This window comes from Actinotignum schaalii (assembly GCF_028864145.1).
Taxonomy (GTDB): Bacteria; Actinomycetota; Actinomycetes; order Actinomycetales; family Actinomycetaceae; genus Actinotignum; species Actinotignum schaalii_B.
Genome location: NZ_JARBHJ010000009.1, coordinates 25210 through 50513, shown reverse-complemented (window position 1 = coordinate 50513; position 25304 = coordinate 25210). Strand labels below are relative to the sequence as shown.

Sequence of the window (25304 nt, the reverse complement as noted above, 5' to 3'; positions counted from 1 at the left end):
AGCACGGTAGGATTTACGTAGTAACAAGGGAGGCAGCCGTGGATTCTTTACGTGTCATCTTCATAGGCGATGAGTTGGTGGCCGGGTACGGCGATGCGCGGGCCCTCGGATGGACGGGCCGCGTTATGGCACGCACTCTCACCGATCCTCCGCTTCTCCCCCTCACTTTGGCTGTGCCCGGTGAAACGATTTCGGAGATGGCGGAGCGCTGGGAGCGGGAAGTTGCTTTGCGTACCGGACCGGATATTGAGGCGCGCCTGGTTATCGGGCTGGGTAGTCACGATCTGGAGCGCGGGGGCACCATGGCGCGGGCGCGCCTGCACCTGGCGAATCTGCTGGATTCCGCGGACCGTATGCGGATGCGCCCCTTCGTGGTGGGCCCGCCCCCGCGCCCGGATCTGCCCCGCGATGTGCAGCTCAATTTGTCCAATGCCTACCGGGATGTGACCGAGCGGCGCCGTTTCCCCTTCGTGGATACTTTTAGCCCGCTGGTTGACCACGAGCAGTGGAATACCGATATGGACCTGAGCGGGGGTTATACGCCCCGCCAGGCCGGTTACGGGCTTATGGCCTGGCTGGTGCTCCACCACGGGTGGAACCAGTGGCTCGGGATTCGCGAAGCTCTTTAGTGGCTTAGTAGTATGCTCCCTGCCGGAAATCCCAGCTGAGGAATGATTCGGAAAGCAGCTGGAGAATCCGATCCAGGTACACACCCTTACGGATAAGTACCGGCGCCGGGGCAACCATGCGCTGCCCGTTCTGTTCGGGCACCAGTTTCCCGGATTCATCTACGAAAGACACCATTACCCCCTGCTCCCATCGCGTGGTTTCTGAGGCATCGGGCTGGATGGATGTCACGTAGTCATCGGCTTCGATCACCAGGTCCGCTTCGGTGGCGATATCGGTTCCGATCCCTTCCACCTTGCCGCGGTTCCCGCGCCCGGAAGGGTTCGCCGAGGAGGCAAAGACCAGCTTCTTATCCTTCTCCCACAGCTCCGCGGCGATCTGCTCGGCAGCCCTACCGTAGCGAATCACGAAACAGGAGGTTCCGCGTCCGTCGCGCACCAGATTACGGGCTTCGCCTTCTTCCGGAATGTATTTTTCAGCAGCCTCGGCACGCCAGGGCAGGATGCAGCCCATGAGGATATCTTTATCCCAGTTCTTCTGGTAAAAATCGCGGATTTCCGGAGTCAGCTGCGCCAGGGTTTCCAGCTCTTGCATGGAGCCACACAGCACCACGGCGGGCTTATTGCGCTTGCGGTTCTTCACCGCAAATTTCCGTTCCAGACCGGCCGAATCTGTAGTCGCGATAATATAGCCAACCTTGGTGGGGAGCACGCACATGGCGCCGCCCGCGCGAAGTAGCTGGGTGGCTTCCGTATTCAGTTCGCCATTCCAGTGCACGTATCCTTCAGCCACGCGGGCCTCCTTCTCTTCTGCCGTGGGTGGTTCCGTTTCCGAGTGAAACCTTCACGCGGAGTTCGTTTCTAGTACGACGCCGCCCGGCGCCTACCGCGCCGGGAAACCGCGCACTCTGGAGACTAATGTAAATTCCAGATTCTGAGACGCATTGTTCACATATTGGACGCGCGCATCGTTCCGCGGACTAAAATACCCGCCTGCCCGGGAGCGATACGGAGTAACATATCGGGTGGACTGTCGAAAATATCGCCGATTGCCAATGAGGACGCGGCGCAGGAAACACCGTACGGAAAGGCACTAGCGGGAATGAGCGGAGTGGGATCTGAGGGAGTCGACGTTCTTGTTGTGGAATCCGGAATCCTTCGCGTTGAGATCTCCTACGCCGGGAAAACTGGCTGGGCGCTTGCCCATAACCAGGTTCCCGTTATCAAAAACATTCTTGTTACCAACGTTTCGGATAGCGAGGCGAGCGAGCAGGCGCATCTGGAACTTTCCGCTCGCATTGGCGCGGATTCGCTTTTTGACCTTACGGTTCCCCTTCCTGAACTCCGGCCCGGAAAAGCCACCCCGGTAGCACCGCGTTTCCTCGCGCAGACCCGTCTCGACCCGAGCAATCCCCTGCTACAGGCCACCGAATCCCAACCGGGCACCCTTGAAGCGCACCTGCGTACCGAGGGGAGTTCCGCTTCCGGGTATGCCCGGACCGATATACGTATCCTCGCTCCGAATGAGTGGTTCCACGCTCCGGCATATTTTGAGTCCCTGGCAGCTTTTGCGCAGCCCAATGCCCCGCAAATTCCCGCGGTGGTACGCAAGGTTTCCGATTTGCTTAAGGAAGCCACCGGTGATGCTTCCGTGCAGGGCTACCAGGCCGGTATCGAACGGGTGCTTCAAATTATGTCGGCTGTGTACGCGGTTTTAGCGGCTGAAGATATCCGTTACGTCACTCCGCCCGCTTCTTTCGAAAATACCGGTCAGCGCATCCGCACTACGGAGGAGGTTCTCACCGCGAAAGCGGGGACCTGCATAGACCTCGTTCTTACGTATGCGGCCCTGGCACAATCCTGCGGGCTACTCCCCGTGATTATTTTGGTGCCGGGGCACGCCCTCGTGGGTATTGCGAGCACGGAGGACGGCCTGCGTGAACCGGTTATTACCGAACCGGCCTCCATCAATAATTATTTACGCTCCGGTGCGGTTCTTGCCTTGGATGCTGCTTTTTACGACGCCGCACTCAGCTTCCCGGATAACCTCAATCGCACCAAGGCGAAGCTGACAGACGGTACTGTTCTTGCTCTCATCGGTCTGGTGGAATCGCACAGAGACGGCCTGCGCCCGCTTCCCACTCAAGCCCCGCCGGCGGCCGCCCTGCCGGACGCCTCCGCCACAGCCGAGGCCGCCACGCCTGCTCCTCACGCACATTCCCCCGCCGCGGCTATTCGAGCTGCCGGGAAACTGGCACAGCAGTTGACCGGAGAAGATTCCGCGGACTATCTCACTTTGGATACCAGCGATGCGGCCCCGGCCCGGGTGCAGCGCTGGAAGCGTGAGCTATTGGATCTCACCTTGCGCAACCGCCTCCTCAATATCAAACCGGCCAAGGAAGTTCTGGAATTTGAGGTCCGGGCTGGAATGCTGGCGGATATCGACGATCGTATCTCCAGCGGGGATCGTATTACGATGCGCGCTCAGGATGATCTTTCCGATAATCGTTTCCTGCGCGGAACCACGGACGTGAGTGATTTATCCGATGCCGAGGTGAGCGATGAACTGAGCGAGCGCGGCATCCTATTCGGGCACGTAACGGAGTACCGCTACACCGAGTTCTTTAAGAACTTGGCTCGTACCACGAAAACGCTGGCGGAGGAAACCGGCTCAGCCAATCTTTATCTCATGCTCGGAACGATGCGCTACACGAGTAAAAACGGGAAAGATGCCAGCGCACCACTTTTCCTCCTCCCGGTACGGCTGGGGGGCGGTTCGGGCCGTTCTCGTTTCACGATCCAAGCCGATAACAGCGCCGAGGCCACCCCCAATCATTCTCTGGTGGAGTGGCTCCATCAGGAACACGGCGTGCATATCACCGCGCTTTCGGAGCCGAAACTTGATGCTTCCGGTCTTGATATTGACTACGCGCTCCGTGAGATTTCCGCCGCGCTGGTGCGCGAGAATCTTCCCTTTACGGTGACTCGGGATGTCTACCTAGGTATCGCAAAATTCTCCACGTTCGGAATGTGGCGGGATCTGCGCGATCACTGGGATATTTTCATGGAATCTCCGGTATTTGAACACTTGACGCTGCATCCCGGGGAAAGCTTCGTGGAACCGAGTGACCTCCCACCGATTGAGCAGATTACCCCGAACGAGGCGGAACTCAATCTTCCTATTCCCGCGGATGGTGCGCAGATGCGCGTGGTATCGGCTGCCGGCAAGGGATATAGCTTCGTGGTGGAGGGGCCTCCGGGAACCGGAAAATCCCAAACCATCACGAATATCCTGGCCCATCTCCTGGAACAGGGGAAACGGGTACTATTCGTCGCTGAGAAGCAGGCCGCGCTCGACGTCGTCAAAACACGCATGGAACGCATTGGCCTGGCACCTTTTATTCTTGATTTACACGGTGGGGAGCAACGCCCCCAGGCGATTCGGGATCAATTGCGCGGTGCGATTGACGCGAGTGTTCATTACGATATGCACCGCTGGGATAATGCGCGGGCACTGTTGCGTTCCCGTCTAGAACCGCTCGCGGCCTACCCGGCGCTCGTGCACGGAATGAATGCGGCCGGGCATTCTCTCTGGTCGGCCGTCACCGCGTCTCTCGATCTTGGTGAGGGAGCGGTCGCGGTAGTTCCGCAACGCTTCGTCACCGCTCCGAATGCGCGGGTAACCATTGCCGCTATTGATGAAGCGCTGCCCAATATCGCGGTGCGAGCACGCAGTACCGATCTATCCGCGATGTCCGCCTGGCGACTGGTGGGCCCGTATCACGCCCCGGTACCTGAGCTTATGCATGCTTTCGACGGGCTCGCGAGCATGGCCGCGCAATGCGAGAAGTACCCGGAACTGGCCGATACCCTCGAAAGTGTTCCACTCGGGGACGTACGTAAGGCACTTGATGGAACATCACCCCTTTTAGATCCGGATGAGGCCCGGCAGCTGGCTTCCTCCACGTGGAAAATCGCGACGGTTGCCGATAAGCTTTCCCGGCTCGCTCCCGAACTGGAGTTTTTCACTGAGATTTTCTCTCCCACGTTCTTCGCGTACGGCGATACCTCCGCACTTAGCCGCGCGCTTGCTGAGCTCGCGGAAGGCGGCTTCTTCGGGAAGAAGAAGCGCCTGGCGGCGTACCGTTCGGCCCTTATTCCGGCGCTGCCCGCCGGGAGGGAACCGGATGTTGAAGGCAAGCACTCCCCTGACGCAGTCCGGGCCGCGCTCGGCCGGCTGAGCTATATGCGCCGTGCCTTAGCTGATCTGGAGACCGAACTAGAGAATATCCCGGGAGCTCGCCAGCGCGTGAGTGTGGCTCTCAGCGACCCGAGTGCTCCGGCAGCTCTCGCGGAGGCCGCGGATTCTCTCCAGCGTTCTTTGGAGCTTTCTACCCGTTTCCCCGCCCTGGTGGAGTTAACCCGCCGCGCCGGCAGCCTGGATGATGCTCGCGCTGCGCTCGACATCATCAGCACCACCTGGAATTCCTGGGTGAATGCCGCCGATCTGCAACTCCCCTCGGAGAAGCGGTGGATGAGCGTTTTTAAAGAATGGTATCCGCGCTGGTCAGCAGCCGGGCGTGATTCCCTGGCTGCCGCGGTTGAATGGCGCCGTGCCACCGCGATCTTGCGTGAGAACGGCCTGGAAGAATTCCAGCACCAAATCGAAATGGGTGAGGTTCCCGACCGTGATATCTCCCTCGCCTTCCGCCGCGGGGTGGCCTCCACCAGCGCGGAAGAGCGCATGCGGGCTTTCAGCGGTCATATTTCCCTTTCGGAACAAAATAGTTCGGATCTCACTCGCCTCCAGGAAGCTTTCGCCGCGATCCAGGGTGAAGCCACCCAAGCGCTACCGGCTACCCTTATGGCGCGGCGTTCGTTCCGCCCCGGGGAACTCCACGGGAAAGTGGGAACTCTGCGGCGTAACCTGGATCGCAAACGCGGAGCGCGCAGTTTCCGCTCACTGCTCGAAGAATTCACCGAGGAGATCCTGGAAGCCACGCCCTGTTTCTTTGCTAGCCCGGCATCGCTTGCCACGTTCGTGGATCCGACTGCCGTAGTTTTCGACGTCGTCATTTTTGATGAGGCGAGCCAAATTACCGTTGATCAGGCAATGGGGGCCATCGGCCGCGCCAAAGCGGTTATTATCTCCGGGGATAGCCGGCAGATGCCGCCTACGCGATTCGGGAAAACCGGCCCGTTCAGCGGTGATGATGAGGACCTGGACGATCCGGATCGACCCCTCGTGGAGACGGTGGTCAGTGATCTGGAATCGATTCTTTCCGAGGCGGTCGAGTCCGGCCTGCCGCGGCTATGGCTGTCCTGGCACTACCGTTCCCGGGATGAATCCCTCATTGCCTTCTCTAATGAGGCCTATTACGAAGGCAAACTCTCCAGTTTCCCCTCGCCCGGTAACGCGGCACTTTTTGGCGGGGCAGGCGTGAGTATGCGGCGCGTGGATGGAGTATTCGACCGCAGCCGCGGTGCCACTTTCCGAACGAATCGGGTGGAAGCCGAAGAAATTGTGCGTGATATTCACCGGCGCCTCAATTCCCCGGCATTGGCGCACCAGTCGATCGGAGTCGTCACCTTCAATATCCAGCAGCGCAACCTCATCCTGGACTTGCTGGAAGATTCGCGCGATCCTCTTATCCGTGCCGCAATGGAACAGGAAAAGGATCCGCTTTTCGTCAAGAACCTCGAAAACGTTCAGGGCGACGAACGCGATGTCATTATTTTCTCCACCGCATTTTCACCGCGCGAACCGGGCGGCCCTCTTCCTCTCAATTTCGGGCCGCTCAGCCGCGAGGGCGGCGAGCGCCGTTTCAACGTTGCCATTACCCGGGCCCGCAGCGAGGTGCTGGTGGTCACTTCTTTCGATCCGGAAGACATCGACCTCAATCGCACCCGCTCGCGCGGAATGCAGGACTTGCGTGAATATATGCTGCGGGCCCGCGCGCGTACTCAGAACGACGGCGCAGCTACCGCACCGGTGGATCCGGATGTGGAAGGGAGTTCCGCACTTCCCCGCGCCCTGAGCATTAATGACAGCCCGGTCCGTGACCGACTCATGCACGAACTGCGCGAGCGCGGCTGGGAAGTGGAGGCCGATTACGGCCTCTCGAGTTACACCCTCGATATCGTGGTGCGTGAACCGGGGAGCAAGGTATGGCTTCTGGCTGTCATGTTCGATGATGAAAAGTGGAGTTCGCTCCCCACCGTGACTGATCGGGATATCACTCCGCAGCTTCTCACCTCCATGATGGGGTGGCTCGCGGTGGAACGAGTGTGGCTTCCGGAGCTGCGTCGCGATGCGGCCGGGGTTATTGACCGTATTGATGCTTCGGCGCGGGCAGCCAGGGAACGGTACGAGGCAGAGAAACGGAAGGCCGAAAAACGCCAGGAGCGGGCCGCGAAGAAGCTGGCCGGCCGCAAAGCCAAACTCGCCCGCCAGGCAGCAGCGGATAGCGATGCCGTGCCCGGCGATGAGCTGACTCGAAGCGCGAAACTTACTCCGAAGCCGGAGTTCACCTCGGCCCCGGAAGGCAGCCGCACTCCAGTGAGCGCCGGCCAAAAGTCAGTAAGCGCCCACCAGGACCCGGATGCTGAACCGGCCCTCACCTGGCGCGAAGTCCCCTCGGCGCAGCGCAGCACGCACACAAAAGCGAAACGTGCGGCTGAGCCAGCGCAGCACGGCACCCAGGAGGATCCGCAAGCAACCCCGCAATCTGCCCCGCAACCGAAGCGAAGTACAATTCGGGTCGCTCTCAAACCAGCCACCCCGGAAAATCCCACTAATACTTCTGAGGAACGCTGGCGTTTTGGGGAAGCCTGGGAAAAACACGGCACGAAACCCGGAGAATCTGTCCGTCACATAAGCGCGAGCGTTGATGACTGGGGTACCGATATTCCGCCATGCCCAGCACCGTTATCTCTCCCGGACACGTCGCTCTTGGGGAGTCGGGAGGAGCTGGAATTCCCCATGTCTACCGCGCGAACAGCCGAAGTTCGCGAAGCTGTGCGGGAGATGATCGAAGAGAGTGCACCGCTTCCTCTGCAGTCCTTGCGGGTAGCGATTGTTAAGAGGTTCGGGCGGCAACGAACTTCCGAGAAGGTTAACAAAATACTCGATACGTTCATCCCTCAAGATCAGATTTTCGTTGATGATTCCGATGGCCAAGAATTTGTATGGCCTGAGGATGTCTACCCGGAGAATTGGCATTACTACCGGCCCTATCCCGGCCGAGGCATCAACGAGATTCCACTGCGCGAAATCTATAATATGGCGCGCGTATTGGTTGACAAGTATCCGGGAGAATACCGGTGGGGCGAATACCCTGATGAGGATTTCGTGCGCCGTATTCTCAAAGAATTCAGCCTCTTGCGGCTCAGCCCGGATTCCCAAGCTCGGGTGAGCGAAGCGGTGCTTTTGTACGGTAACGAGCACCGGGACTAGCCGGCAGCAAAGCGGCTCCCGCACTGAACGTAATGCGGGAGCCGCTTGGTTCCTACCATTCGAGCGGATCGCTTGTGCCGCCCTCGTGGCGGGCTGCCTTGAGGGATTCAGCGAAGCGGCGAAATCGCCGGCCTGGCCCGCTTACCCGAGCGGGCGGCGCTGGTAGAGGCGCGGTGCGAGCCAGAGGAGCGCGCAGGCAGCGAGCGCCGTCGTCGTTCCTATCCACCCCACAGGCCCGCGGCCAGAACCACCACGGAAAGCAGAAGAACGATCGCGAGCAGCCAGAGCGCCGCTAACGCTTGCCAGATTTACTCGTAGTGCGTCCACATCCTTAGAATCGTGACACACCTACGTTTTTCATCCACTTCGTAAACAAGGCGATGCTGAATATTGATCCTTCGCGAAAAGCATCCCGAAAGTTCACCAATAAGCTTCTCGTATCGCGGCGGTGTCTCAAAGGGATCGCGCGTTAAGATTTCGAGCAACTGGGCGGTCTTGATTTTAAGACCGCTTTGAGAGAGAAGTTTCGCGTCTTTTCGAGCCTGGCGAGAGAATTCTAACGACCACGCCTCTACCAATCGAGAGCCTCACTCGTGCCACCCTCACGCCGAGCCTCCTTTACCGACTCAACGAAACCGGGAATGTTCGACAAGTACAAGGTTTCTTGAATAGCACGCCAGTCATCTTCCCCAACCAGGACAGCGTTATGGCGTTGCCCCGAAATGGTAACCGGGGTGCTTTCCTCGTTTACGACATCGATAAGACGATACAGATTCGCTCTAGCCGCGGTAGTGGTTATAACGTTCATACCAGCAGCGTACGCCATTCCGTACGAACTCTCTAGAGGTACTCCCCTCCCGCTTACCCGAGCGGGCGGCTCCGGTAGAGGCGCAGTGCGAGCCAGAGGAACGCGAAGGCCGCGAGCGCCGTCGTCGTTACTATCCACCACAGGCCCGGGACCTCAGCACCACTCGCCACCGCACCCACCGCATCATTCAAACCGAGCGGGCTGTAGCGCGAGCCCGCCTCCCACATGCCGCCGAAAGCCAGCACAAGGTACGCAACGAAACCGATACCGGCGCTGGCCAGCATATTTCCCGTCGCCACCGCGGCTAGAACCACCACGGAAAGCAAGAAAACAATGGCGAGCAGCCAGAGCGCCGCGGCTCCCAGGAGCGCGAGCACGGCGCCGTCGTCAAAAAGAATGCGGGTGAGCAGACCGGCCACCGCGCTTCCTCCGAAGGCCACCGCCGCCACCACAAGAACCGTGCTCAGCATTTTTCCGGCGAAAACGGCCGTGCGGCTCACCGAGCGCGTCACGATCAACACCACCGGGCCGCCGAGCATCCCCGCAACAATCTGGTAGGCGCCAAGCATCACGAAAAGCATCCCGAAAATCTGGTGGAGGTTTTTCACCCATTGCGCGTGTGCCTGGATCCAGGTGGGCTCGGGCATGGCCGCGCCGAGCGCCGCAGCGGTATCCGGTCCGGCCAGCGCGGCAATAATATCGGGGGCGTAGAGCGCCGTCAGCGGGGAGACCACCGCGAGCAGCAGCGCCAGACCGAGCACCACCCAGGTGCTGGGCACGCGCAGCAGACGGCGCAGGTCATAGCGCACCACCGCTCGGTTGCCAGTGCGGATTTCTGCAGAACTCATTGGCTTACCCTTCCGCGCGAGAGGTATTCGTACACATGCTGGAGCGATGGCGGTGCGACATCAAGTTGGGCCTCCACGCCCGCGGCCCCGCACGCTGCCGCGATAGCGTTACGCGCCGCCTCGGTTTCCGCGCGTGCCACGCTCACCTGCACCGTGGAACGTTCGGGCCGGTAGAGCGCGAGCACTTCATCGAGGGGCCCTTCGGCAAGGAGGGTACCCTCGTGCAGCATCCCCACGTGATCGCACACCTGCTGCACATCCGCGAGCAGATGCGAGGTGAGAAGCACGGTGGTGCGCCCGGCCAGCTCGCGAATAATATTCAGCACATCCGCGCGGCCGAGCGGATCGAGGGCGCTCGTCGGTTCATCCAGCACCAGGAGCCGCGGGGCACCCACCAGCGCCAGGGCAATTCCCAGGCGCTGCGTCATGCCGCGGGAAAACCCGCCGATATTCCCTGGGGCGCGGGTCAGGCCCACCAGCTCGAGTAGATTAGCGGCCCGGCGGCGAGCCACCGCGCGTTCCACCCCGGACACCTCGCCGAAAAATTCGAGGGCCTGCGGCGCGCTCATCCACCCCGGCAGGCTGGGTACGTCCGGAAGGTAGGCGACGCCGGGCACCGGAGCAGCCGGCAGCGTCCCCCGCTCACGCCCGAGCACCCGCGCTGTGCCGGAACTGGCGGCGATAAGCCCCAGCAGAATTTTAATTGTGGTAGTTTTCCCGGCGCCGTTTCCGCCGATCAACCCGTACACCGAGCCCGCGGGAACGTGCAAATTAACATTCGTGAGGGCGGCGAGCCCCGCGAAATTCTTGCTGAGATTTTCGGTGCGAACCGCGTACATGCTACCCATAGAGCTCACGCACCGTGTCGCTCGCGTTGGCGGATTGTGACGGGGGCGTAGTTTCCGTGGCGGCACCGGTTGCCCCGGTGGCACCGACGGCCCGCTGTTCTTCCCAGGCCTGCCGCTGCGCCAATGCCTGACGCGCCCGCGCGTACATAAAGAGGAACAGCAAGCTCCCCACCAGCGAGCCGAGCAGAATAATCACCGCCCACCCCGGGCGCGGCACCCCGGCGAGCTGCCGCTCCGGCCACCGCGACAGCAGCACCAGGCTCGTGATCAGCAGGGCGAGTTGAATCAGTGCCACGATTCCCAGGGCGATCTGCGCCGCCGCGGGCAAAGCAAGAAAATCTTCCATGGTTACTCAGTTTCTTTCGTATCGGGTGAGGGTGCGACACCGCGCGCGGCCGGGTTTTCCGAATGCTCGCGTTTGAGCACACGGTCCAGATTCCGTAGCGCTCCGCGCGTAGTAGCGACGACGACGCCAGCTGCCACCGCGGGAAGTGCCACCGCGGTGCATCCGGCCAGGAGGGATGCCGAGGCTGTGCGGTGGCTGGCATAGCGGTCCTGTGCCGCAAGGGAGAGGAGAGCCGTGGCCTGTAATCCGGTGGCGAACGCAGTAGCTGGAACATCCACGCGTTCGCGATTACTCCAGGCCGCGAGCGCCGCGCCGGTAGCACCGAGGAGCGCGGCGGGCGCCACGGCCCGCGCCGCCGGAACTATGCCGCGCGGGCGCAGGTTGGCACGAAAACCGGAGGGAAGGAAGCAGTGGCGGCGGACCACCAGGGCGGCCGCTCCCACAGTGAGCGCTCCGCCAAGCGCGGGCGCGATGCTGAGGGCGCGGCTGGTGTGGGGAGGAATATAGTCTTCCAGGTCCGGGAGGGAATCATCCGGGCGGATCATTCCCAGGCGTACCGCGAGCGCGCCCATGTTAATATCCCAGCCAACCCCGAAGCTGCGCGGCACAAAAATCCGGGGATTTTCCGGTTCGAACCAGCGCGAGCGGGCTTCGCGGGAGCGCAGGGCTTCCAGGGAAGCGGGGATTCCGAAGAATGTGGGGGTTGTAGGCGAGCTAGGCTCCGGCATTGTTATCACCTCGGTCGGTTGTGAGGGCGGTGAGATGGGATGTGACGACGGCGGCAAGGTTGCGCCATTCGCCAGCGAGTCGTTCCCCGTAGCTGCGGCCAGCCGCGGTAATCGTGTAGATCTTGCGCGGGGGCCCGGCCGGGGATTCCTCCCAATGAATGGCCAGGTGGCCGGCCTTTTTGAGGCGGTTAAGAAGCGGGTAGAGGGTGCCGGCTGATACCGCCATACCCGCATTTTCCAGGCGCTGGAGCAATGCCCCGCCGTAGGCCGGAGCCCTGGAAAGCGAGGCGAGCACGATGAGTTCAAGCACGCCTTTACGAAGCTGGGAATCAGCCACCACTCCCCCTTTTAGTCACCGCGGCGTGGGTGCCGTGCGGGCACGTTCGCACCGCTTGTATGCATCACATAGTAGTAGGGATGGCACAGTAGCGCGGCGAGTTTTCAGGATATGAGAAATCCAAGCAGTGCTACCACACGGAAACTGGCTGCCCCTACTGATTCTTCCGAACATAGGAAATACTAAAGGCGCGTACCCGCCTAAACTCTTGGCGCGCGCTAGGGAAGGCGTAAGCACCACCCTCGAAGTTATGGAAGATGTCGATACCACGCCCTAGGAAAATGATCCAGCCGGTGTCGGTACGCAACCAGCGGTCGTGAGCGTCCGGATCGAAAATCACCTCGAAGTCAATACCCTGGGCCGCGGCATTTTTCGCGATCTTCTCGAACATTTTAACCCGACCACCGTGGTACTCCACCTTTTTTGTCGTAAGTGTATGCAGCCGAAAGCGGCATCGCTTTTCGGGATTTTTCACGAGGGCCACAACCGCCATTAGTTCGACGAGGTTACGCCCCTGATACGAATGGCTGATGAACGGGTCATGCAATTCGATGTTCGCACATCCACGCAAATGGGTTGCAAACAACGTCTCAAAAGAGACACCAGTTTGTCCCTCCTCAAAGAAGCGATAGCCCGGAAGCGCGACACGGTGCCGACCGCGGCCATGCCAATGCAAAGATTCTTGACCGCCATGATCCTCATCTGCTTCCAGTACATGCTTTCCCATAAGAAAAATATAGATGACTAGCCGCGCGCTCTCCGTAGAGGTGGCTGATCCCACCCGTGGCATTCGCCAGAGGGATATACCCCGCCGGCTCGGGGGTTTGTTTTCCGAGGTGTACTGCACCTGTAAAACAATCGCAGTACAGCTGTGAAAACATGCCCCCTCCCCGCTGGTACTCATGTGGCTATTGGGATTATTCTGATGGAATCTTGGATCGAGTTGAGCGGCGGCGTACCCCGCCGAAGCCCACTCCGCCAACTAACGGCGTCGTCGTAAAAAATAAAGGGCCCGGAAACCGGACCCTCTACACTTCTCGCAACAGCGAGCACCCCACTTTAGGAATTGGGGCGCTTGCCGTGGTTCGCCTTCTTCTTGCGGCGATCCTTGCGCTTACGACCACGCTGGCTCATGTTCTCTCCTCACGTCACGTTTTCTCAGCTCGTAAACGAGCAACCACATTAGCTTACCAAGGGCTGCCGGTCAGGTAAATAAAACCGGCACAATGTGGCGAAAATACCCGAACCGGCGCGGCATCCGCGCGAAGCGTAACGCGCACTACCCGAAATCGCGGGTCGTGCGCCGGTACACCGAAATCTGCTGGGCGATCCGCACCCGCAGCGTCGCTGGCGCGACCTCCCGGCACGAGGCTCGCAAAATATCGCGCACGTGGGTTTCCGCTTCCGCACGTTCCGTACACCGCGAGCACCCCGAAATATGGGCCTGCAAACGTTCGCTTTGCACCGCGGAAAGCTGGTGATCCAGATACTCGAAAAGATAATCAGTAATATCCCGGCAGGAACACTCCCCCGCCGCGCTATCCAATTCAATCCCGCGGTTCCGGAACGAGTCTTCTACCCCGCGCTGCAACCTATCCTCACCGCTCACTTCTTCTCCTTCTTCCCATAGCCGAGTTCACGCGCGTAATCCGCGAGCAATTCTCGCAGCTGCTTACGCCCGCGATGCAGACGGGACATCACCGTTCCAATCGGTGTTTCCATGATGTCCGCGATCTCCTGGTAGGAGAAGCCTTCAATATCCGCCAGGTAGACAGCCATGCGGCGGTCCTCCGGCAGCGCGCTCAGCGCATCGCGAATTTCCGATTGTGGCAGGTTCTCCAGGGCCTCCGCCTCCGCGGACATCATCCCCGAAGATGCATGCGAAGCAGCCCGGTATTCCTGCCAATCCTCCACCTCCGAGGAGTCAGCCTGCTTGGGCTGGCGCTGCGCCTTGCGGTAATTAGAAATAAAGGTGTTATTGAGGATGCGGTAGAGCCACGCCTTCAAATTCGTGCCCGGCCGATACTGGTGGAAGGCCGAGAATGCTTTGGCGTAGGCCTCCTGAACCAAATCTTCAGCGTCGGCAGGATTGCGCGTGAGGCGCATCGCGGCACCGTATAACTGGTCGAGATACGGAAGCGCATCCCGCTCGAACCGCGCGGCGCGTTCGGCGGCGGTTTCATCGGGGGCGCTTCTTATTAGGTCTGTGCTCATCATGATCTAGCCTAGTCCGTCTGCTGGACCGACATGGGTATAACGCCCGGAAAACGCGGGTATATTCCCCGATTTAGTGTAACAATATAGGTATGGGTATGATTCGCTTCTTCGCGCGGCCCCTGCTCGCCGCGCCCTTTATTGCACAGGGGTTATCCGCGGTACGCCACCCCGAGGACCACCAGGAACGGGCGGAGAACATCGCCGGCTTGGCCGGAATGGCCGGGGTTGATCTTGAATCCGTTGACACCACCACTCTCACCCGCGCGCTGGGTGCCGTCCAGCTTATCGGTGGGGCTTTCCTCTCCATCGGCAAATTCCAGCGTCTATCCGGAGCGGCTCTCGCTCTCACCCAAATCCCGGTGGCCTTGGCCAATCACCCGGTCTGGACGGCGGAGAAGAGCGAACGCCGCGAGGTGCTGGGCGGGCTGCTCGGTGCGCTCGGACTGGCCGGCGGCGCCGCGCTGGCGTGGACGGATCGCAAGGGCAAGCCCTCCCTGGGGTACCGTGTTTCCGAATGGCGCGATCAGCGCAATGAGCTCGCGGATGTGCGGGCACAAGCACGCGAACAAATCAGAGAGGCAAAGCGTTCCTAAATGACTGACCTGTGGCCAGCACCGTTCCACCCGTCCCCCGTTCGCGGCAGCGTGGACGTTCCCGGGTCCAAATCGCTTATGGCACGTTTCCTCATCACCGCCGCGCTGGGGCAACCCGGCACGGCGGGGCGGATCGTGGCACCCCTGCGCGCCCGCGATACCGAGCTCATGGCCCGCGCCCTAGCGAGCATGGGCGTAGGGGTAGCCTGGCAGCGCGGCGCGACCGAAGCTGAGGATATTCTCGATATCTCCCCCGCTCCCCTCCACGGAGCCACCATTGACGCGGGACTCGCCGGAACGGTCATGCGTTTCGTGCCACCACTGGCCGCTTTCGCGCGTGGTGAGGTTGTTATTGATGGCGACGCCGCCGCCCGCGTGCGCCCCATGGACCCGGTGGTGCGGGCCCTGCGTGATCTGGGAGTGGAAGTTGATGCCGCTAGCGATAGCGCCGGGCGGGCAGTTCTCCCGGTGCGGGTGCACGGTCGGGGGCATCTGGCCGGAGGAACGGTGGAGATTGATTCCTCCGCCTCCTCGCAATTTATTTCCGCACTGCTGCTGGCCGGCCCGCGCTGCGCAGGCGGGCTGGTATTGCGTTCGGTCGGGCCCAAGGTTCCTTCCGCTTTCCACCTGGCCATGACGGTGGATGTACTGCGCCAGGCCGGCATTCAGGTCGAAGAATTCGCGGCCGGCGGGGCACCCGCGGATCGCGAACACCCGGCGGTGGAATGGCATGTGCATCCGGGCATCCCGCAGCTGGGAACAGTGGTGCTGGAACCGGATCTCTCCAACGCCTCCCCCTTCCTGGCCGCCGCCATGGTCACGGGCGGAACCGTGGATATTCCGCGCTGGCCGGAACGCACCACCCAACCCGGAGCGCAGATCGTCGATATTTTCACGGCCATGGGAGCGCGTACCCGCCTGCGCGGCGACGGCGTCCTCGAGCTGACAGGGCCGCGAAATATTGCCCCGCTCGATGCCGATCTCAGTGATGTTGGGGAACTCACGCCCACAATTGCCGCGGTGGCGGCCTTCGCCACCGGCCCGAGTGCGCTGCGTAATATCGGGCAGTTGCGCGGGCATGAAACCAACCGCCTGGCCGCGATCACCGCGGAGCTGAGCGGCGTGGGAATCCTCGCCCGCGAAGAAGGCGATGACATTATCATCACCCCTCCAGCGGTGCCGGGCGCGGTGGGTGAAGCGGGGGCCGAATATCCGGTTATCCGCAGCTACGAGGATCACCGCATGGCAACTTTCGGTGCGATCCTCGGCCTGCGCATCCCCGGGCTGCGGGTGGAAAATATTGCCACCACCGGGAAAACCATGCCGCGTTTCGCCCACATGTGGACAGACCTGGTGGGCCGATGAGAGATATCGGCACCGACGATCCGCGCGTGCGGGTGCGACCCGGAAAAGGTTCGCGGCCGCGCACGAAGATTCGGCCCGATTACTCCGACCGGCCCCGCGGCCAGGTCATCACCATTGACCGCGGGCGCTACACCGTGCTCATGAACGAGGGCACCCGCGTCATAGCGGTCAAGGCGCGGGAATTGGGCCGGGGCGCCGTCGTCGTTGGAGATAAAGTACGCCTAACCGGTGACCTGTCCGGACGCAAGGACACTCTGGCTCGCATCGTTTTTATCGAAGAACGCAGCTCACAACTCACGCGTTCCACGGACGAAGGAAACGAACGCGAACGCACCATCGTGGCGAACGCGGACCAGATGGCGATCGTGGCGGCGCTCGCGCAACCCGAACCGCGACGCGGCATGATTGACCGCTGCCTGGTGGCCGCGCACGATGCCGGTATGGATCCGCTACTCATCCTCACCAAAGCGGATCTGGCGCGCCCGGACGCCTTGCGCGCGTATTACGAACCGCTCGGGGTACCGGTTCTTGCAACAGCTTTAGGGTACGACGACGCAACTCCCGCGGCCGGGGAACCTACAACGGACTCGGGCTTGGAAGCAGTGCGCGCGGCGCTGCGCGGGCGGACCACGGTGCTCGTGGGCCATTCAGGGGTGGGTAAATCCACTCTTCTCAATGCGCTGGTGCCCGCCGCGGCGCGCGAAACCGGGCACGTCAATGAGGTGACCGGAAAAGGCCGCCACACCTCCACCTCCGCTATCGCCTTTCCGCTACCCGGTGGTGGGCAGCTTATCGATACGCCCGGGGTGCGCAGCTTCGGGTTGGCCCACTTGGACGCCACCGACATCCTCCACGGCTTCCCCGACCTGGAAGAAACCGCGCTGGAATGTCCACGCGGATGCAGCCATGCAGCCACCGAACCCGAATGTACCCTCGATAGCCTCACCGATCCACGCCTGCGCGAGCGAGTGAGTTCCTTACGCCGTGTGCTCGCCTCGCGCGGCTTTGAAGAATGGGAGAAATAAATGGATACCAGCGCCACCATCGCCTTTCTGCACACCGTTGCGGATGCCGTGGACGCCCTTACCCTGGAACGTTATGAACGCCGCCGTCTCACCGTGGATACGAAGCCTGATAATTCGCCGGTATCCGACGCAGATCGGGCCGCCGAACGGCTCATCCGCGAGTATCTGGAGCGAGATTTTCCCGGGGACGCCGTCTACGGGGAAGAAGAAGGCGGCAGCCTCGAGCACGCTCCGCGGCGTTGGATTATTGACCCGATTGACGGCACCCGCAACTACGTGCGTCACAACCCGGTGTGGGCCACTCTCATCGGTGTCGAGGAAAATGGGCAGATGGTGGCCGGTATGGCATCGGCTCCGGCGCTCGGGAGGCGCTGGTGGGCGAGCCGTGGAAACGGGGCGTGGCTGAGCGAAAACGGGGGCGAACCCCAGCGCCTGCGCGTCTCCGATATTGATCGAATGGACCGGGCTGCTTTTGGTTTTTCTTCCCTCTCGAGCTGGGACGAAACGGGACGCATGGATACCCTTGTCGCCTTTGCCCGCGCCACCTGGGGTACCCGTGCCTACGGGGCCTTCTGGCCCTATATGCTACTTGCCGAGGGTGCTTTTGATATTGCCGCGCAGCCGGGCCTGGATGTTTACGATATGGCTGCGCTGGTGCCGATCGTGGAAGAGGCCGGGGGAACCTTCACCTCGCTGGAGGGCAAGCCGGGCCCGTGGTGGGGAAGTGCGCTGGTGACCAATGGAAAGTTGCACACGGCCGCCCAAGCAATTATTAATGAGACACATATGCAACCGGGCAGCGGGGAAGAGACGCGCCCGGATAACCGGAACTAGCCGAAGGAGGAACTGTGGGACGCAGTGATAAGGCCGAGCCGTTAATCGAGAACGAGGGCCTTCCCGCCAGCGCGCCCATCAGCGCGCCCGCGCCCGCGCGCGAAGTTCTTACCTGGGAGCGGTTCGGCGAAGTCACCCGCGAACTCGCCCGCGACATCTGGGATTCCGGCTACCGGCCCGAAATTATCGTGAGCGTGGCCCGCGGCGGACTGCTTCCCGCCGGCGCAATTGCCTACGCTTTGGACCTCAAGAGTATGCTCGTCCTCAACGTCGAGTTTTACACCGGTATCGGCGTCACGCTTAAAGATCCGCGCCTGGTGGAACCTTCCGGTGACGTGCGTGGAATGGCGGGCAAAAAGGTTTTAATTGTCGACGACGTCGCTGACTCGGGGCGTACCCTCCGCTTCGTCAAGGAACTCTGCGAAGAGTACGCTACGGAGATTCGAGTGGCGGTCCTCTACGAAAAGTCACGCTCGGTACTCAAACCCGACTATGCCTATTTGCATACCGATTCGTGGATTGCTTTCCCGTGGTCGGATAAGGACCCGGTCAACGGGGGTCAGGCGGAAGCCTAAAAATTTTTGTCGTAGCCCCGCAGTAGGCTGAAGCCATGAAGTTCTTGCACACCTCCGATTGGCATCTCGGGCGCACCCTGCACCGGGCGGATCTCACTCCCGCCTTTGAGCTGTGGGTGGATCACGTGGTGGATACCGTGCGGGAACGCGAGGTGGATGCCCTCCTTATTAGCGGGGATGTCTATGATCGCAGCGTTCCACCCGCTCCCATGGTTGAGCTTTTTTCGCGCACCCTGCGCCGGCTCGCGCAGCTCACCACCGTCATTTTGATCTCCGGGAACCATGATTCCCCCCAGCGCCTGGGCTTCGGTGCGGAACTTTTCCAGGAGCGTATTGTTATTCGCACCGATCCGCTGCGCTGCGCTCAGCCGGTAGAGGTGCGGGACCGTGCCGGGAAGCTCGGAGCGCTGGTCTACCCCGTTCCCTATTTGGATCCTGATGTGGAACGGCGCCGCCTGGCGGGCGGTGATGCTCACGCCGGTGTGGATGATTCGGGCGATTCTGATGGTGCAAAGTTGCTAGAGCGCTCGCACGCCGCGGTGATGCGCGCAGCCGTGGGGCGTATTGCCGCGGATATCCAGCACGGCCCGCACGCCGGCCAGCCATTGGCCCGTATCGTTATGGCACATGCCTTCGTTGCCGGCGGGGCGGCCAGTGAATCCGAACGCGATATTTCGGTGGGCGGGGTAGAAGTTGTTCCCGCCTCGCTTTTCGCCCTGGATGGTGCGGGGGAACGCGCTACCCGGGGCCTCAGCTACGTGGCTCTCGGTCATTTACATTCTCCGCAGCGGGTAGGTGGCGCGCCAGAGCCGGGTACTTCTGGCATGAGCGAGCTGCCTCCTATGCGCTACTCGGGTTCACCCATCGCTTTTTCGTTCTCAGAAACCCGGCCTAAATCTTCTGTTCTTCTCACTTTTGAAGGCGGAGTGTTAGTGGAAGAAGAGCTCATTCCCGCTCCGGTATGGCGCCCCATCGTCACTATCGAAGCGCCGCTAACTGAGGTGCTCAGCCCGGCACACCATGATGATCGGAGCAAATTCGCGCGCATTCTCGTGACCGATCCAGCCCGCCCGGCAGATCTGACCACCCGGGTACGGGCCGCTTTCCCGCACGCTTTGGAAATTCGCCACGTGGTGGATCCGGCCGCTACCCGCCACAGCACGGCAGATACCCGGCGGCTTGATGCTTTGAGCGTGTTGCGCCAATTCATGACAGAAAGCGGGCACCGGGATCTCACGGAGGAAGAAGATCATGTCATGGTAACGGCATGGGAAGCCGTTCGCACCGGGGAAAAGGAGTAAAGGCTCATGCAGCTGCGCCGCTTAGAACTTCAGGGTATCGGCTCCTTCGCGGGGCGGGAAGTCATTGATTTTGATGCCCTGGGAGCATCCGGACTTTTCCTGGTGGAAGGGCCCACGGGAGCTGGCAAATCAACCATTATTGACGCCGTTGTTTTCGGGCTTTTCGGTACGGTAGCCGGTGGGAAAGAAAGTTCAACCGAGCGCCTGCGTTCCACGCATGTTGATCCCTCCACCACCAGCTACGCGGACGTTATTTTCACCATCGAAGCGGGTACGTTCCGGGTGCGGCGCACCCCTAGCTTTACCAAGCCGGGTAATTCCTCCCCCACCGCCGCCACCGCGAAATTGTGGAAGCTCTCCGAAGCCGCAGTGGACCTCGGAGATATAGATGGCGGCTCCCCGATCGCGACCAAAGCTCGCGATGTCGGGGTGTATATCAGCAATCTTCTCGGCCTCAATGCGGAACAATTCTTGCAAACTATCGTGCTCCCGCAGGGGAAATTCGCTGAATTTCTACGGCTAGAAAGCCAAGAACGCACCAGGCTTCTCACCCAGATTTTCGATACCCGGGTTTTTGGTTCTGTTACCCAGTGGCTCACGGATCACGCCCGCGCAGCGCGCGGTGCTATTGCGGGCGCTCAGGAAACCTTCGTGCGGGCCATCTCGAATACCGCGACCGCCTTGGAACTGCCACCTGAAGAAAGTGAATCTCTTACCGCCGCCGCTCAAGGCGTGGATTTACCAGCCGAAGGTGAAGAGGTGGTCGCTGGCCTAGAGCAAGCTCTCGCCACTGCCGCGAAACGTGCTAACGATGCGCTCGCCCGGGCCGAAGAAGCAGAAAACGTATTTGAGAAGGCACAGGAGCACGAAAACGCGCAGCGCACCCTGGCTAGCCGCATCGAACGCCGCACGGAGCTGCGCGCCCGGGCAGGCCAACTCGGCGAACGCAAAGATGCGATCGCCGCGGATCGTGCTCGCCTCGCGGCCCACCGCGCCGCTACCCCGCTACTCCCGCATATTCACGCGTTGGCACGGGCTCGCCAAGAAAGCCGTAATTGCGCCGATGCCTGCGCAGAAGCTCAGGCCCACCTCGTTGCTACTTTCGCGAAATTGGGCGCGAGCACAGGGCGGGTTGCTAACCCCATTACTGATATCACCCCTGCCGGGGTGGAATCCGGGCGACGTGCGGTCACGGAGCTAAGCGAAGCCAGCGGGCGCTTGACCGAATTGGAGCGCGCGGAACATGAGGTAGAGCGCAAACAACAGGAAGCTGCCCGCGCTACCGAACAGCTTGCCGAGCGCCGTAGCGCGATGGAAAAGCTACGCGATGAAGCTGCTATTGCCGCAGCTGAACGCGAGGATGTGGAGGGCAAGTTAGATACGGCCCGCACCATCGCCAGTGGTGAGCCCGCGGCCGCGCAGCGGGTACACAGCGCCACGGGCCTCCTCGAAGTATTGGAGCGGGTGGCCGCCAGTGAAAACGCGGAAGCAGAAGCTCGTGCCGCGCTGGCAGATGCCCTCAGCCAGGTCCAGGAAACGGAAAGTAACGCCCGGGAAATCACCGATGCGTGGGTACAGTCCACCGCCGGTGAATTAGCGGGGCAGCTACGTGAGAACGAGCCCTGCCCGGTGTGCGGGTCATGCACCCACCCGGCTCCCGCTCCCCCGGAAGCTGTTCGCGCCACCGCCGCGCAGGTGAAAATCTCCCAAGAAGCAGCCTCCGCCGCCCGGGAAAAGTACAGTACCTGCCTAGCACACCTGGAGAAAATAAAAGCCCAGCTTACGGAACAACGTGCCATCGCGGGGGATGTCACTACCGAAGTAGCCACTGCGGAATTAGCTGCCGCCCGCACTGACTTGAATACGGCACAACAGGCGGCATTGCGCGTTCTCGACTTGGAGCAGCGGATCGCGCAGCTTGCCGAACAAACTAGTTCGCGGGAAACATCCTTGGAACAATTACGTAGCGACGTGGCGCATTTAGAGGCTGCCAGCACCGCCCATGCTCGTGATATCAGCGAGCAACTCGCGCGCCTCAGCGCAGAATACGCCGGCTTTGCTTCTATCGCGGCGCGCCGCGCGGCTCTCGATGACCTGCGTGAAGCCCAAGATGCCTGGAACACTGCCGCCAGCGGGGTACTCGCTGCGCGTGAAGATGAACAAACCCGCGGAAAAGAACTCACGGCGGCTCTGGCCGGCACTGAATTCGCGGATGCGGAATCTGCGAACGCTGCCCTGCTCAACGGGGCGGACGAGGCACACCTCCAGGATTCCATCACCGCTTTTGATGAGGAATGCCGCGATGTGAAGCGTGAACTTGCCGAACCGGAGCTCGCTGAGCTTCCTGAAGATGCCCGGGCTGATGTCACAGGGGCGGAAGAAGCCAGTGCACTGGCACGCCGCGCTGCTCAAGAAGCGCGGGCGCACGCCACCCGGGCGGAGAACCAGGCCCGATCCGGGCGGGAACGCCTATATACCGCCCAGCGGGATCTACAAGCGTGGCGGGCGGTGCGTGAACAATCCGGGGCGGTTGTACGTTTAGCTTCCTTAGCTACCGCAGGTCCCGAATCAGTAACGAAAGTGCCCCTGGAAACCTTCGTGCTACAACACCGTTTCGAGCAAGTTGTTGAAGTCGCTAATGAGCAGCTCACAGATATTTCCCTCGGGCGTTTCGAACTCATCCGAACGGACGAAAAGGAGAAAGGCAGTCACCAGTCGAAAACCGGTCTCGGGCTGGCTGTTATTGACCACGCCGGCCCCGAACCGGTCCAGCGCTCCGTTCGCACACTTTCGGGAGGGGAAACATTCTATGTATCTATCTCCCTGGCGCTTGCCTTAGCGGAAGTGGTGCGCGCGGAAAACGGTGGGATCCACCTTGACACCCTCCTCATTGACGAAGGTTTCGGTTCACTTTCCGACGGAGCACTCGACCAGGTCATGGGGGTGCTGCACGGCCTAGGAAAAAACGGGCGCACCGTGGGCGTTGTCTCGCACGTCTCCGAAATGAAACAGATGATCAGCGAGCGCATCTCCGTTATCCCGCGGGCCGACGGCACCTCACATATCCGCGTGACTGCCTAAAGCGGCTGTCGCCCGCTGTACTGCTCAGCCTCACCCGACCGGCACGGCGCAACCCTCGCGGATCGGCCCGGGCGAGAATCAACACCAAGCGCGTAGCGGTCTCTAAGCCTGCACCGCAGCTCCCAGTTCGAAGGCTAATTCAAGGCGCTCGGAAACGTCATACCAGAGCAAGTCCTCCTCGGCGAGCACCTCAAAAGCTGCCTCGTCATCAGGCCCTGCCAATACGTACGCTTCCATGTCCGCCCCGTCCACATGAATGGAGACCACATCATCCCAGGAGAGCTCTTCGGAAAGCTCCAGAGCAGTGGGCAAATACTCTTCCGGCTGGGCAAGATCCCGGCATTTCTCGGGTGCCACCTCAGCGGCAATCACCACCCGGCGCGGACGCAAGCCACCTCGCTCCGGCAGCACTACCCCGAACCGAGGATCGGCCTTCCCGGCGAACAATGCCGCAACAGCACGCAAAGAATCATCCGCGGCCGCATTGAAAGCAATCGCCTCGAGATAGTCACGATCCTCATCATTCACTTCACGCGCCAGAGCCTCCGTGGCCGCGTGCACCACACGCCCGGAAAGCACGGACATCGCCACATCGGCAGGAGTAGCCGGAAGATAAATTCTCATGCGCCCAGTCTACTCACCGTCCACACCCCGATAGGCCAGAACGGCGCGCGCCAGCCGCCGCACATCCCGACTCGCCCCACTGCGAGGGGCTAAAGCCACCACGCTCATGCCAGCCCGTTCGGCCCGTGCGTAACGGGCGGCGTCGTCACGCACCCCCACCACGGCGGGTATCGCTTCCTCCGCGAGCGCGGCAAAAGCAAGGCGATCTTCCAGGCCGGCACGGGTGACCACCGGCACGGCCGCACGGCCCAGCGCCCGGGCCCGCCACCACGCTTCCACTCCACGGCGCAAACCCACCGGTCCGGCACGGCAGGCCACCACAACGAGATCCGCAGCGAGGAGGGCACTGAGAGTCAAGCTATCACGCTCCCCCTCATCCTCCGCATCCGCCCTCTGGTAGTTGCGCTGCCCTAGCTGGTTGTGCTGATGAGGAACGGAGACTCCACCCGTGTGCACAACTGCATCGTCAAGAAAAACGGGAAGTTCCGCGGCGCAATCGGCAATGGTGATCTCCGCGATGGACCGGAGCGTATCCCAGAGGCCGCCCATACCGGGCCCGGTTAGTTCACGCCAGCGCCCGCCGCGGTTAAGACCGGGGAGGAACTGCAAGGTGCCGCGTGGCCCGCCACGCAATTGCCGCATATAACGCGGAAGCTGCTTCTCGATAGCATCGCCGCTATGCAGTGCCCGAGCCACCCCGATAAGCCCGGAAGGTTCCTCACCCAGATCGACAAGCTGAGCCAAAGACGGGTTGCGGGTATCCGCATCAACCAGCAGCACGGTGTGCTGCTCGCTTAGCACCCAGGCAAGGTCACGCGCCAAGGTAGAACGCCCCGGTGCCCCCGCGCTCCCCCACATCACAACCAGGAAACCGCGTTCGGGGTTCGCGCTCATTGCACTTCACCTACCAGCGTGAACGAAGCCCCCGCCGCGAGTTCCTCCAGCGCCACACCCAGCTCAGCACGCGGGATATGAACTTCCATCGCCGCTGCGCCCACGAAATGTGTATCACTAGCCGTTCCCGCGAAAATGACCTCCCGGGAAATCAGCCGGGCGGGAGCTTTTTCGCCGCTGCCACCCGCGGCGGGAAGTGCCCACAGCTGGACCGGCGCTCCGCGCGCCAAGGCGGTGGGCAGCGCGCCGCTGAGGGGTAACACCGCCACCACCCGCTCCCCCGACATGCGCAAAGCCGACTTTTCCACGAATTCACCCGGATAAATCGTGCGCCCTACCGTACCCACGTGACCTGCACGGATATAGGCATCAGCAAGCCCTGCCGGCAGTTCCACCACCGTGAGCCCAGCCTGATCTAGCGACGTACCGGGAACCACCGCCTCGGTCGCCCGATAAACAGGGACAGTAACCGGACCGCGCAGCACGTACGCCCCCGCGAGCGCACCGGCAGCAATCAGTGCCACCCCACCTGCCAGGCGCGGATCTTTCCACCGCGCCCATGTTTTCTCACGCATCTGCCCATCCTTATCCGATTGCCCGCGATTGACCGCGAATACTCGTGACCGGGAGCAAGTGGGGGATGGCCGGACATAACTGCCACCACGGCTCCGGTCGAACTCGCTCGTGCCGTGGTGACAGTGTGGCAGGTAGCACCTAACTCACCAAGCCCCCATCCACAGCTTGTGGATATCGACCTCATCCGTGCCGTTTCTTATATGAGTTATCCACAGACAAAGA

The 25304-nt window shown here is 61.5% G+C and carries 25 protein-coding genes; 9 read left to right on the top strand and 16 right to left on the bottom strand.

Annotation, left to right across the window (positions count from 1 at the left end; translation table 11 throughout):
• The first annotated feature begins 38 nt into the window (after positions 1–38).
• Entirely contained in the window at positions 39–629 is a 591-nt protein-coding gene (locus PWJ82_RS03155; protein ID WP_016441749.1) for a GDSL-type esterase/lipase family protein, read from the top strand.
• Between the two features lie 4 nt (positions 630–633).
• On the opposite strand, the gene PWJ82_RS03150 is transcribed toward PWJ82_RS03155, so the two are convergent.
• Complete coding sequence (locus PWJ82_RS03150; protein ID WP_274735306.1) at positions 634–1419, bottom strand: L-threonylcarbamoyladenylate synthase; 786 nt, start codon at positions 1417–1419, stop codon at positions 634–636.
• Between the two features lie 309 nt (positions 1420–1728).
• On the opposite strand from PWJ82_RS03150, the gene PWJ82_RS03145 reads away from it, so the two are divergent.
• Complete coding sequence (locus PWJ82_RS03145; RefSeq protein WP_274735304.1) at positions 1729–8082, top strand: DUF4011 domain-containing protein; 6354 nt, start codon at positions 1729–1731, stop codon at positions 8080–8082.
• Between the two features lie 141 nt (positions 8083–8223).
• Here the strand turns inward: PWJ82_RS03145 and PWJ82_RS03140 are convergent, their stop codons facing one another.
• The 12 genes from PWJ82_RS03140 to PWJ82_RS03090 form a co-directional block, all read right to left on the bottom strand.
• Entirely contained in the window at positions 8224–8409 is a 186-nt protein-coding gene (locus PWJ82_RS03140) for a hypothetical protein (protein ID WP_274735302.1), read from the bottom strand.
• On the bottom strand, positions 8391–8660 hold the full coding sequence (locus tag PWJ82_RS03135) for a Txe/YoeB family addiction module toxin (protein WP_081637263.1): 270 nt from the start codon (positions 8658–8660) through the stop codon (positions 8391–8393). The genes PWJ82_RS03140 and PWJ82_RS03135 overlap by 19 nt, the downstream gene beginning before the upstream one ends.
• Positions 8654–8890 carry a type II toxin-antitoxin system Phd/YefM family antitoxin gene (locus PWJ82_RS03130; RefSeq protein ID WP_039898397.1) on the bottom strand — a complete coding sequence of 79 codons (237 nt, stop codon included), beginning with the start codon at positions 8888–8890 and terminating at the stop codon, positions 8654–8656. Before PWJ82_RS03130 ends, PWJ82_RS03135 begins: the two co-directional genes overlap by 7 nt.
• A 53-nt stretch (positions 8891–8943) precedes the next feature.
• Complete coding sequence (locus PWJ82_RS03125) at positions 8944–9738, bottom strand: hypothetical protein (RefSeq protein WP_274735299.1); 795 nt, start codon at positions 9736–9738, stop codon at positions 8944–8946.
• Positions 9735–10586, bottom strand: coding sequence for an ABC transporter ATP-binding protein (locus tag PWJ82_RS03120; protein ID WP_274735297.1), 852 nt, complete (start codon positions 10584–10586; stop codon positions 9735–9737). The genes PWJ82_RS03125 and PWJ82_RS03120 overlap by 4 nt, the downstream gene beginning before the upstream one ends.
• Positions 10579–10932: a hypothetical protein gene (locus tag PWJ82_RS03115; protein ID WP_274735295.1), complete on the bottom strand. Its 354-nt coding sequence runs from the start codon at positions 10930–10932 to the stop codon at positions 10579–10581. The genes PWJ82_RS03120 and PWJ82_RS03115 overlap by 8 nt, the downstream gene beginning before the upstream one ends.
• 2 nt (positions 10933–10934) lie before the next feature.
• Positions 10935–11660, bottom strand: a complete 726-nt coding sequence (locus tag PWJ82_RS03110; protein ID WP_274735293.1) for a DUF5808 domain-containing protein — start codon at positions 11658–11660, stop codon at positions 10935–10937.
• Positions 11647–11997 carry a PadR family transcriptional regulator gene (locus PWJ82_RS03105; RefSeq protein WP_016441758.1) on the bottom strand — a complete coding sequence of 117 codons (351 nt, stop codon included), beginning with the start codon at positions 11995–11997 and terminating at the stop codon, positions 11647–11649. The genes PWJ82_RS03110 and PWJ82_RS03105 overlap by 14 nt, the downstream gene beginning before the upstream one ends.
• A gap of 154 nt (positions 11998–12151) precedes the next feature.
• On the bottom strand, positions 12152–12724 hold the full coding sequence (locus PWJ82_RS03100; RefSeq protein WP_274735291.1) for an MIT C-terminal domain-containing protein: 573 nt from the start codon (positions 12722–12724) through the stop codon (positions 12152–12154).
• Between the two features lie 332 nt (positions 12725–13056).
• Positions 13057–13131 (bottom strand): 50S ribosomal protein bL37, encoded by a 75-nt coding sequence (locus PWJ82_RS09550; protein ID WP_096334972.1) that lies wholly within the window; start codon positions 13129–13131, stop codon positions 13057–13059.
• 145 nt (positions 13132–13276) lie between these two features.
• Complete coding sequence (gene rsrA, locus PWJ82_RS03095; RefSeq protein ID WP_026429087.1) at positions 13277–13606, bottom strand: mycothiol system anti-sigma-R factor; 330 nt, start codon at positions 13604–13606, stop codon at positions 13277–13279.
• Positions 13603–14214: a sigma-70 family RNA polymerase sigma factor gene (locus PWJ82_RS03090; protein ID WP_126135779.1), complete on the bottom strand. Its 612-nt coding sequence runs from the start codon at positions 14212–14214 to the stop codon at positions 13603–13605. The genes rsrA and PWJ82_RS03090 overlap by 4 nt, the downstream gene beginning before the upstream one ends.
• 89 nt (positions 14215–14303) lie before the next feature.
• Between PWJ82_RS03090 and PWJ82_RS03085 the strand changes: the two genes are divergently transcribed.
• Genes PWJ82_RS03085 through PWJ82_RS03055 form a run of 7 tightly spaced genes read left to right on the top strand, consistent with a single transcriptional unit; the run spans position 14304 to position 22988 of the window.
• Positions 14304–14807, top strand: coding sequence for a DoxX family protein (locus tag PWJ82_RS03085; protein WP_274735289.1), 504 nt, complete (start codon positions 14304–14306; stop codon positions 14805–14807).
• Entirely contained in the window at positions 14808–16172 is a 1365-nt protein-coding gene (aroA, locus tag PWJ82_RS03080; protein WP_274735287.1) for a 3-phosphoshikimate 1-carboxyvinyltransferase, read from the top strand.
• The gene (gene rsgA, locus PWJ82_RS03075) at positions 16169–17197 is read left to right on the top strand and encodes a ribosome small subunit-dependent GTPase A (RefSeq protein WP_274735286.1); all 1029 of its coding nucleotides are present in this window, start codon (positions 16169–16171) and stop codon (positions 17195–17197) included. Before aroA ends, rsgA begins: the two co-directional genes overlap by 4 nt.
• Entirely contained in the window at positions 17198–18031 is an 834-nt protein-coding gene (locus tag PWJ82_RS03070; RefSeq protein ID WP_274732408.1) for an inositol monophosphatase family protein, read from the top strand.
• 14 nt (positions 18032–18045) lie between these two features.
• Positions 18046–18606, top strand: coding sequence for a phosphoribosyltransferase (locus PWJ82_RS03065; RefSeq protein WP_274735284.1), 561 nt, complete (start codon positions 18046–18048; stop codon positions 18604–18606).
• 35 nt (positions 18607–18641) lie between these two features.
• Entirely contained in the window at positions 18642–19907 is a 1266-nt protein-coding gene (locus PWJ82_RS03060; RefSeq protein WP_274735282.1) for an exonuclease SbcCD subunit D, read from the top strand.
• Between the two features lie 6 nt (positions 19908–19913).
• Positions 19914–22988: an AAA family ATPase gene (locus tag PWJ82_RS03055; protein ID WP_274735281.1), complete on the top strand. Its 3075-nt coding sequence runs from the start codon at positions 19914–19916 to the stop codon at positions 22986–22988.
• Positions 22989–23090: 102 nt separating this feature from the next.
• Here the strand turns inward: PWJ82_RS03055 and PWJ82_RS03050 are convergent, their stop codons facing one another.
• Genes PWJ82_RS03050 through PWJ82_RS03040 form a run of 3 tightly spaced genes read right to left on the bottom strand, consistent with a single transcriptional unit; the run spans position 23091 to position 25081 of the window.
• Entirely contained in the window at positions 23091–23612 is a 522-nt protein-coding gene (locus PWJ82_RS03050) for a DUF6912 family protein (RefSeq protein WP_274735280.1), read from the bottom strand.
• A 9-nt stretch (positions 23613–23621) separates the two neighbouring features.
• Positions 23622–24506 carry a hypothetical protein gene (locus PWJ82_RS03045; RefSeq protein ID WP_274735278.1) on the bottom strand — a complete coding sequence of 295 codons (885 nt, stop codon included), beginning with the start codon at positions 24504–24506 and terminating at the stop codon, positions 23622–23624.
• Complete coding sequence (locus tag PWJ82_RS03040) at positions 24503–25081, bottom strand: hypothetical protein (protein WP_274735277.1); 579 nt, start codon at positions 25079–25081, stop codon at positions 24503–24505. The genes PWJ82_RS03045 and PWJ82_RS03040 overlap by 4 nt, the downstream gene beginning before the upstream one ends.
• Positions 25082–25304 lie beyond the last annotated feature (223 nt).

Coding starts and splice junctions, on each gene's coding strand:
- PWJ82_RS03145 (WP_274735304.1), top strand. CDS start 1,729: ATGAGCGGAGTGGGATCTGAGGGAGTCGACGTTCTTGTTGTGGAATCC.
- PWJ82_RS03130 (WP_039898397.1), bottom strand. CDS start 8,890: ATGAACGTTATAACCACTACCGCGGCTAGAGCGAATCTGTATCGTCTT.
- PWJ82_RS03125 (WP_274735299.1), bottom strand. CDS start 9,738: ATGAGTTCTGCAGAAATCCGCACTGGCAACCGAGCGGTGGTGCGCTAT.
- PWJ82_RS03120 (WP_274735297.1), bottom strand. CDS start 10,586: ATGGGTAGCATGTACGCGGTTCGCACCGAAAATCTCAGCAAGAATTTC.
- PWJ82_RS03115 (WP_274735295.1), bottom strand. CDS start 10,932: ATGGAAGATTTTCTTGCTTTGCCCGCGGCGGCGCAGATCGCCCTGGGA.
- PWJ82_RS03110 (WP_274735293.1), bottom strand. CDS start 11,660: ATGCCGGAGCCTAGCTCGCCTACAACCCCCACATTCTTCGGAATCCCC.
- PWJ82_RS03100 (WP_274735291.1), bottom strand. CDS start 12,724: ATGGGAAAGCATGTACTGGAAGCAGATGAGGATCATGGCGGTCAAGAA.
- PWJ82_RS03090 (WP_126135779.1), bottom strand. CDS start 14,214: ATGATGAGCACAGACCTAATAAGAAGCGCCCCCGATGAAACCGCCGCC.
- PWJ82_RS03085 (WP_274735289.1), top strand. CDS start 14,304: ATGGGTATGATTCGCTTCTTCGCGCGGCCCCTGCTCGCCGCGCCCTTT.
- aroA (WP_274735287.1), top strand. CDS start 14,808: ATGACTGACCTGTGGCCAGCACCGTTCCACCCGTCCCCCGTTCGCGGC.
- rsgA (WP_274735286.1), top strand. CDS start 16,169: ATGAGAGATATCGGCACCGACGATCCGCGCGTGCGGGTGCGACCCGGA.
- PWJ82_RS03070 (WP_274732408.1), top strand. CDS start 17,198: ATGGATACCAGCGCCACCATCGCCTTTCTGCACACCGTTGCGGATGCC.
- PWJ82_RS03060 (WP_274735282.1), top strand. CDS start 18,642: ATGAAGTTCTTGCACACCTCCGATTGGCATCTCGGGCGCACCCTGCAC.
- PWJ82_RS03055 (WP_274735281.1), top strand. CDS start 19,914: ATGCAGCTGCGCCGCTTAGAACTTCAGGGTATCGGCTCCTTCGCGGGG.
- PWJ82_RS03050 (WP_274735280.1), bottom strand. CDS start 23,612: ATGAGAATTTATCTTCCGGCTACTCCTGCCGATGTGGCGATGTCCGTG.
- PWJ82_RS03045 (WP_274735278.1), bottom strand. CDS start 24,506: ATGAGCGCGAACCCCGAACGCGGTTTCCTGGTTGTGATGTGGGGGAGC.
- PWJ82_RS03040 (WP_274735277.1), bottom strand. CDS start 25,081: ATGCGTGAGAAAACATGGGCGCGGTGGAAAGATCCGCGCCTGGCAGGT.